Genomic DNA, 8,468 nt, shown 5'->3' on the forward strand with positions numbered 1-8,468 from the left:
TCTCTCGGGTGCTTTATTGCAGTGCCGCAGACGCTCCGAACGCCCGCCGCACGGCCTCCTGACGCTGCCGATTATAGGCAGGCGCCCCGTCAAATGGAACGTATTTTCTATTTTTATTTGTAATGAAATTTTCATTGCAACGACTTGGAAGATCGCCTAATCTTGGTCGTGAGCGATGGTGCTTTGGTGGCAACACCCGGGTTGGCCAGACGCTCCCTTCAAAAACGACATACCGAGAAAGGTGGAGACAATGAGACTTTGCAAGGGCAAGGCTACGCTCAGGATTCTGGTGACGGCACTGACGTTGGCGACGGGATTCGGCGCGGCCTCGGCCGCCCGCGCGGCTGACGCTCACTTCGTGCTGATCAGCCACGCGCCGGATTCGGATTCGTGGTGGAACACCATCAAGAACGCCATCAAACAGGCCGACGAGGACTTCAACGTCGAGACCGACTACCGCAATCCGCCGAACGGCGACATCGCCGACATGTCGCGTCTGATCGAGCAGGCAGCCGCGCGCAACTACGACGGCGTGATCGTCACCATCGCCGATTTCGACGTGCTGAAAAGCTCGATCAACAAGGTGACCGCGAAGAAGATTCCGCTCGTCACGATCAATTCGGGCACGGAGGAACAGAGCGCGCAGCTCGGCGCGATCATGCATGTGGGTCAACCCGAATACGTCGCGGGCAGAGCGGCCGGCGAGAAAGCCAAGGCCGCGGGCGTGAAGTCGTTCCTGTGCGTGAACCACATCGCCACCAATACGGTGTCGTTCGACCGTTGCCGTGGTTTCGCCGAAGCGCTCGGCGTCGACTACAAGGCTTCCACTATCGACTCCGGCCAGGATCCGACCGAGATTCAATCGAAGGTCAGCGCGTATTTGCGCAACCACCCGAACACCGGTGCGATCCTGACGCTCGGACCGACCCCGGCTTCGGCCACGCTGAAAGCGGTCACGCAGATGGGTCTGGCGGGCAAGATCTACTTCTGCACGTTCGACTTCTCCGACGACATCGCCAAGGCGATCCAGAACGGCACGATCCAGTTCGCCATCGACCAGCAGCCGTACCTGCAGGGCTACATCCCCGTGGCGGTGCTGGCGATCGTGAAGAAAGAGCACACCACCGACCCCGCGAAGATCCGCCAGATTCTCGAAGCCAATCCGAAGTTCAAGGAACGGCTCGCAACCTATGGCCTCGCACCGTCTTATGGGCCGAAGAACATTCGCTCGGGCCCGGGCTTCATCACCAAGGAAAACCTCGACAAGGTTATCAAGTACGCAGGTCAGTACCGCTGATTCTTTACGCTAGTTAGTCACGCGCACGGCGGGCACCGCTTCGATACAGGCGGGCCGCCCGCCGCCACCGCGCATTTCACCGGCTGTTGTTCTCGCCGCGCATCCTCGCGTGCGAGTCGCACACGGCCGGGCTCCAAGGAGACATCATGGGTGTAGCCGGCAAACACTTCCCACCGCACGTCAAGACGAATTCCGGCGAGGCAGCGCCCTCGGTGCCCGATTCGGATGAACGGCTGCGCAAGGAATCCAGGTTCGGCCATGTGCTGAACCGCCCCGAATTCGCCGCGATTTCCGGCGCGGTACTGGTGTTTCTCGTCTTCGCGCTGACGGCCGGCAACTCCGGCATGTTCAATCTCGACGGCGTGATGAACTGGTCGCAGGTCTCGGCGTATCTCGGCATCCTCGCCGTGGGCGCCTGCCTGTTGATGATCGCCGGTGAGTTCGATCTGTCCATCGGCTCGATGATCGGTTTCGCGGGCATGATGGTCGCGATTCCCTCGGTGTATTTTCACTGGCCGATTTCGCTCGCGATCCTCTTCGCGTTCGCCGGCTCCATGCTGCTCGGCGCGCTGAACGGCTATCTGGTGATGCGAACGCGCCTGCCTTCGTTCATCGTCACGCTCGCGTTTCTGTTCATCTTGCGCGGCCTCACGCTCGCGCTCTCGATCATGTTCGCGGACCGCACGATCGTCTCCGGCGTCGGCGACCTTGCGCAGCAGGACTGGCTCGCGGATACGCTGTTTCACGGCGTCGCGCTGAACGGTCTCTTCACGATGCTCGCCCGCCATGGCATCGGCACCATGCTCGATAACGGGCACGCGCTCGTGCCGGGCATTCCCAAGGTGATTCTGTGGTGGCTCGGACTCGCCGCAGTCTGCGCGTTCGTGCTGGCAAAGACGCGGGCGGGCAACTGGATTCTCGCCGTCGGTGGCGACGCCAACGCGGCCAAGAACGTCGGCGTGCCGGTGCGTCGCGTGAAGATTTCGCTGTTCGTGCTGACTGCGTTCTGCTCGTGCCTTTTCGCGGTGCTGCAAGTGTGCGACATCGGCTCGGCCGCGGCCGACCGCGGTCTGCAGAAGGAATTCGAAGCGATCATCGCCGCGGTGATCGGCGGCACCTTGCTGACGGGTGGTTATGGTTCAGTGGTCGGCGCGTGTTTCGGGGCGTTGATCTTCGGTGTCGTGCAGATCGGCATTACCTACACCAACGTCAGTTCCGACTGGTTCCGCGTGTTCCTCGGCGTGATGCTGCTGATCGCCGTGCTGTTCAATCACTATGTGCGCCGCCGCGTCGCGCAATCGTAACGAGGAGACGACCATGTCAGATACGAATACCGCAGCGAATGGCGTCGACGGCTCGAACACCAACGCGAGCGCCCCGCAGGAAGACGTGATCCTCGCTCTCGAGAACGTCAACAAATACTTCGGCAAGGTAATCGCATTGAGCGGCGTGACCTTGCGCCTGAAACGCGGCGAAGTGCACTGCCTGCTCGGCGACAACGGCGCAGGCAAATCGACGCTGATCAAGACCCTCGCAGGCGTGCATCAGCCCTCTTCCGGCCAATATCTGGTGGATGGCAAACCGGTGCTGTTCGAATCGCCGAAAGACGCACTCGATCTCGGCATCGCCACCGTGTATCAGGATCTCGCGCTGGTGCCGCTGCTCTCGGTGGCGCGCAACTTCTTCATGGGACGCGAGCCGCAGAAGAAACTGTTCGGCTTCCTGAGCGTGATGGATCTCGAAACCAGCGCCACCACCGCGCGCGACAAGCTCGCCGAAATGGGCATCAACGTGCGCGACGCGCATCAGCCTATCGGCACCATGTCCGGCGGCGAGAAGCAATGTCTGGCGATTGCGCGGGCGATTCACTTCGGCGCGCGCGTGCTGATTCTCGACGAGCCGACCGCCGCGCTCGGCGTAAAGCAAAGCTTCAACGTGCTCAAGCTGATTCACAAGGCGCGCGCCAAGGGCATCTCGGTGATCTTCATCACGCACAACGTGCACCACGCGTATCCGATCGGCGATTCGTTCACGGTGCTCAATCGCGGCAAATCGCTCGGCACGTTCACCAAGGAAACCATCAGCAAGGACGAGGTGCTCGACATGATGGCCGGCGGCGCCGAGATGCAGAAGATGATCGGCGAACTCGAAGGCGCGACGATCTGATTCATTCGCGCGACGGTTCGGCGCAGCCGCGCCGGCCGCCGCGCCCAGCTATTCAGGAAACTTCATGAATCACTCCAGCACATCCAGCGGGACCCCGTCCGCTTCGGCGCCGGCGAGCGGCAGCCGTTTCGCGCCGGGCCGCAGCCGCGACATCGTCTGCCTCGGCCGCCTCGCCGTCGATCTGTACGCGCAGCAAGTCGGCGCGCGGCTCGAAGACGTGTCGAGCTTCGCGAAGTATCTCGGCGGGTCGTCGGCGAATATCGCGTTCGGCTGTGCGCGGCTCGGCCTCGCGTCGTCGATGCTGGCGCGCGTCGGCAACGATCATATGGGCCGCTTTCTCACCGAGACGCTCACCAGAGAAGGCTGCGACGTCAGCCACGTGCGCATCGATCAGGAGCGTCTGACCGCGCTCGTGCTGCTCGGCCTGAAAGACCGCGATACTTTCCCGCTGATCTTCTATCGCGAGAACTGCGCCGACATGGCGGTCGATGAAGCGGATTTCGACGAGGCCTTCATTGCGTCGTCGAAAGCGCTGCTGATCACCGGCACGCACTTTTCCACCGAACAGGTGAACCGTACGAGCCGCCGCGCGTTGGATTACGCGCGCCGCAACCAGGTGCGCACGGTGCTCGATATCGACTATCGCCCGGTGTTGTGGGGTCTTACCGGCAAGGCGGACGGTGAAACGCGCTTCGTCGCGAGCGAAGGCGTCACCGCGCATTTGCAGCGCATTCTGCCGCTGATCGATCTGGTGATCGGCACCGAAGAGGAATTCCGCATTGCCGGCGGCAAGACCGAACTGGTCGACGCGCTCGCGATGGTACGCGCCGTCACACCGGCCACGCTGGTGCTCAAGCGCGGACCGCTCGGCTGCCAGATCATCGACGGCCAGGTGCCCGCCTCGCTCGACGACGTGCCGATTCACGGCGGCGTGGAAGTCGAAGTGCTGAACGTGCTCGGCGCAGGCGACGCGTTCGCCTCGGGCTTTCTCTCCGGCTGGCTGCGCGATCAGCCTCTCGAAGCGTGCGCGCGCGCCGCGAACGCAAGCGGCGCGCTGGTCGTCTCACGGCACGGCTGCGCGCCGGCCATGCCGACGCCCGCCGAACTCGACTACTTCCTGCGCGAAGCGAAAGCCGATCCGCAGCGCATGCGCCGCCCCGATCGCGACGCGACGCTCGCACGGCTGCATCGCGTCTCGCCGGCCCGCAAACAATGGGATGAAGTACTCGGCTTCGCGTTTGACCATCGCAACCAGTTCTTCGAACTCGCGCAGCAAACCGGCGCCGACGAAGCGCGCATTGCGCGCCTGAAGGGCCTGTTCGTCGAAGCCGTCGCGCAGACTGAAAGCGCGTTGGGTTTGCAGAACCGCATCGGCGTGCTGATCGACGACCGTTACGGACAGGACGCGCTGAACGCGGCCACCGGGCGCGGCTGGTGGGTCGGCCGGCCAGTGGAACTGCCGGGCTCGGTGCCGCTCGTGTTCGATCATGGCCGTTCGATCGGGACCACGCTGATCCCGTGGCCGCAGGAGCATATCGTCAAGTGCCTCGTGCAGTTCCATCCCGACGAACCCATCGAGCAGCGTCTCGAACAGGAAGCGCAACTGCGCGCGCTCTATGACGCGACGCAAGCAAGCGGCCACGAATTGCTGCTCGAAGTGATTCCGCCGAAACACGCGCATCTGCCGCAGGCGCCGGACACGGTGTATCGCGCGTTGAAGCGCCTGTACAACATCGGCATCTATCCCGAGTGGTGGAAGCTCGAACCGATGGACGCCGCGCAATGGCGCAACGTCGACGCGCTGATCGCCGAGCGCGATCCGTATTGCCGGGGCGTGGTGCTGCTCGGTTTGTCGGCGGCCGTCGAGCAACTGGACGAAGGCTTCCGCGCGGCGGCGCAATCGGCGACGTGCCGCGGCTTCACGGTCGGGCGCACGATCTTCCACGAGCCGAGCCATGCGTGGCTCGCCGGAGAAATCGGCGACGACGAACTGATCGCGCGCGTGCGCCGCACCTTCGAAACGCTGATCGCTTCGTGGCGCGCAACACGTGGGGCGAGTGCCGCGCAGGCCAGCGCGCCGAACCATGTCCATCAGGAGCAAGCCGCATGAATCAGCGCGTATTGCATCACGACGCGGCGTCCGCCAACGACGCCAGCCACGCTCGCGCGGGCTCGGGCGGCACGGTGCGCCTGACGACCGCACAGGCGCTGGTCCGCTATCTCGCCGCGCAACGCGTCGCGACCGAGGACGGCCAAGGCACCGAGCCGCTATTCGGCGGCGTGTTCGCCATCTTCGGTCACGGCAACGTGGCGGGGATCGGCGAGGCGCTGTATCAGCATCGCGACGAACTGCCGACGCTGCGCGCCCACAACGAACAGGCAATGGCACATAGCGCGATCGCCTATGCGAAGGCGCATTTCCGCCGCCGCATGATGGCCGTCACGACGTCGATCGGACCGGGCGCCACCAACCTCGTAACCGCGGCGGCGCTCGCCCACGTGAACCGTTTGCCGGTGCTGCTGCTGCCCGGCGACATCTTCGTCTCGCGCGCACCGGACCCCGTGTTGCAGCAGGTCGAAGACTTCCACGACGGCGGCGTCTCCGCCAACGACGCGTTCAAGCCGGTGTCGCGCTACTTCGACCGCATCGTGCATCCGGCGCAGTTGCTGAATGCGCTGCCGCGCGCCGTGCGTGTGCTGACCGACGCCGCCCTGTGCGGACCCGTCACGCTCGCGTTGCCGCAAGACGTGCAGGCGCAGGCGTGGGATTTCCCCGTCGACTTCTTCAAACCGCGCGTCGTCACGTTTTATTCGCCCGCGCCGCGCGTCGATGAAATCGAGGCTGCGGTCGCGCGTCTGCGGCATGCGAAGCGGCCGTTGATCGTCGCGGGCGGCGGTGTGCTATACGGCCGCGCCACCGATGCGCTGCACCGTTTCTCGACCACGCACGGTATTCCGGTCGCGGAAACGCAGGCCGGCAAAGGCTCGCTTGCCTGGAACGATCCGCTGAACGCGGGTGCGCTCGGCGTGACCGGCTCGCCCGCCGCGAACGCGCTCGCGCACGACGCCGATTGCGTGCTGGCCATCGGCACCCGCTTGCAGGACTTCACCACCGGCTCGAACACGTTGTTCACGCAGGCGGATGTGATCGCGATCAACGCCAATGCGTTCGACGGCCTCAAGCATCGCGCGCAGGTAGTCGAAGCCGACGCGCGTCTTGCGCTCGACGCGCTCGCCGAACCTCTGCAAGGCTGGCATGCGGACCGCACATGGACCGCGCGCGCGCACAAACTCGCGGCGAGCTGGCGCGATACGGTGAGCACGCTCACGCATGCGCCGCAGCGCGACACCGTGCTGCCCTACGAGGGCGATGTGATCGGCGCCGTGCAACGTTCGAGCGCCAGTTCGCCCGCGAACGATATCGTCGTTTGCGCGGCCGGCACGCTGCCCGCCGAGTTGCACAAGCTGTGGCGCGCCGGCAAGCCGGGTGCGTATCACGTCGAGTACGGCTATTCGTGCATGGGCTACGAGATTGCCGGCGGACTCGGCGTGAAGCTCGCCCGGCCCGCGCGTGAAGTGATCGTGATGGTCGGCGACGGCAGCTATCTGATGATGAACAGCGAGATCGCCACCTCGGTGATGATCGGCGCGAAGCTGATCGTCGTGGTGCTCGACAATCGCGGCTATGGCTGCATCAACCGCTTACAGCAGGCCTGCGGCGGTGCGCCATTCAACAACCTGCTCGAAAATTGCGTGCAAGGACCGCTCGGCGCGCCGAAGATCGATTTCGCAGCGCATGCGCGCGCTCTCGGCGCGCAAGCCGAACACGCGGCGAATATCGCCGAATTCGAAGCCGCAATGGAACGCGCCCGCGCGGCGGATCGTACCTATGTCATCAGCATCGACACCGATCCGGCCCGCACCACCGACGACGGCGGCTGGTGGTGGGAAGTGGCGGTGCCGGAAGTGTCGGCGCGCCCCGCTGTGCGCGACGCGCGTGCGAAATACGAAACGCAACTCGCGGCCCGCGCGGAGCCGGCGAGTTCCGCGCAAAACACCGGCCCCACCGACAACGAATGAGGACGCCCGCATGACTGCTTTCGACGTACGTATCGGCATCAATCCGCTCTCGTGGATGAACGACGATCTGCCTTCGCTCGGCGGCGAGACGCCACTCGAGGTGGCGCTGACGGAAGGCCGCGCGATCGGCTATCAAGGCTTCGAACTCGGCAACAAGTTTCCGCGCGAACCCCAGGCATTGAAGACGCTGCTCGCGCAACACGATCTCGCGCTGGTCTCCGGCTGGTATTCCGGACGCCTCGCGCGACGCAGCGTGGAAGAGGAAATCGCCTCCGTCGGTCCGCATCTCGAGCTACTCGCGCAAAACGGCGCGACGGCAATGGTGTATGGCGAGGTCGCCGATTCGATTCAGGGCGCGTCGCAGCCGCTTTACCAACGTCCGCGTTTTTTCAGCGACGCACAATGGGCCGAGTACGCGGCGCGCGTCGACGAATTCGCGCGGTATACGTTAAGCCGTGGCGTGCGGCTCGCCTATCATCATCACATGGGCGCTTATGTCGAGACGCCAGCCGATGTCGATCAACTGATGGCACGCACCAGCGACGCCGTCGGCCTGCTGTTCGACGCGGGACACATCACGTTTGCCGGCGGCGATCCATTGGCCGTGCTCGACAAACATATCGGGCGCGTTTGCCACGTGCATTGCAAGGACGTGCGCCCCGCCGTGATGAAGCTCGCGCGCAACCGAAACTGGAGTTTTCTCGACGCGGTCATCGCCGGCGCCTTCACGGTGCCGGGCGACGGCGCGGTGAATTTCCCCGCGATCATCGAGCGCTTGAAGCGGCACGGTTATTGCGGCTGGCTGGTGGTGGAAGCGGAACAGGATCCGGTCGTGGCGCCGTCGTTCGAATATGCGCAGAAAGGCTACAAGACATTACGCACGCTGGTCGATGCGCCGCTCGGCGCCGCCGGCGGCTCTGAGCAG

Annotated in this window: 6 protein-coding genes; all 6 read left to right on the forward strand. The window is 64.4% G+C overall.

All coding sequences use genetic code 11. From position 1 onward, the window contains the following. The first annotated feature begins 250 nt into the window (after positions 1-250). Positions 251-1,297 (forward strand): sugar ABC transporter substrate-binding protein, encoded by a 1,047-nt coding sequence (locus tag P0D80_RS41330; protein WP_116117844.1) that lies wholly within the window; start codon positions 251-253, stop codon positions 1,295-1,297. A gap of 146 nt (positions 1,298-1,443) precedes the next feature. Further along, positions 1,444-2,601 carry an ABC transporter permease gene (locus tag P0D80_RS41335; RefSeq protein ID WP_132373666.1) on the forward strand — a complete coding sequence of 386 codons (1,158 nt, stop codon included), beginning with the start codon at positions 1,444-1,446 and terminating at the stop codon, positions 2,599-2,601. A gap of 13 nt (positions 2,602-2,614) precedes the next feature. After that, positions 2,615-3,463: an ATP-binding cassette domain-containing protein gene (locus P0D80_RS41340; RefSeq protein ID WP_243658100.1), complete on the forward strand. Its 849-nt coding sequence runs from the start codon at positions 2,615-2,617 to the stop codon at positions 3,461-3,463. A gap of 64 nt (positions 3,464-3,527) precedes the next feature. After that, positions 3,528-5,573 carry a bifunctional 5-dehydro-2-deoxygluconokinase/5-dehydro-2-deoxyphosphogluconate aldolase gene (locus P0D80_RS41345; protein WP_408292376.1) on the forward strand — a complete coding sequence of 682 codons (2,046 nt, stop codon included), beginning with the start codon at positions 3,528-3,530 and terminating at the stop codon, positions 5,571-5,573. Further along, positions 5,570-7,543, forward strand: a complete 1,974-nt coding sequence (gene iolD / locus P0D80_RS41350) for a 3D-(3,5/4)-trihydroxycyclohexane-1,2-dione acylhydrolase (decyclizing) (protein WP_408292378.1) — start codon at positions 5,570-5,572, stop codon at positions 7,541-7,543. The genes P0D80_RS41345 and iolD overlap by 4 nt, the downstream gene beginning before the upstream one ends. Before the next feature lie 10 nt (positions 7,544-7,553). Beyond that, positions 7,554-8,468, forward strand: a 915-nt coding sequence (gene iolE, locus P0D80_RS41355; RefSeq protein ID WP_408292380.1) for a myo-inosose-2 dehydratase, incomplete at its 3' end; no start/stop codon positions are given.

This window comes from Paraburkholderia sp. RL17-373-BIF-A, assembly GCF_046030175.1.
Lineage (GTDB): Bacteria > Pseudomonadota > Gammaproteobacteria > Burkholderiales > Burkholderiaceae > Paraburkholderia.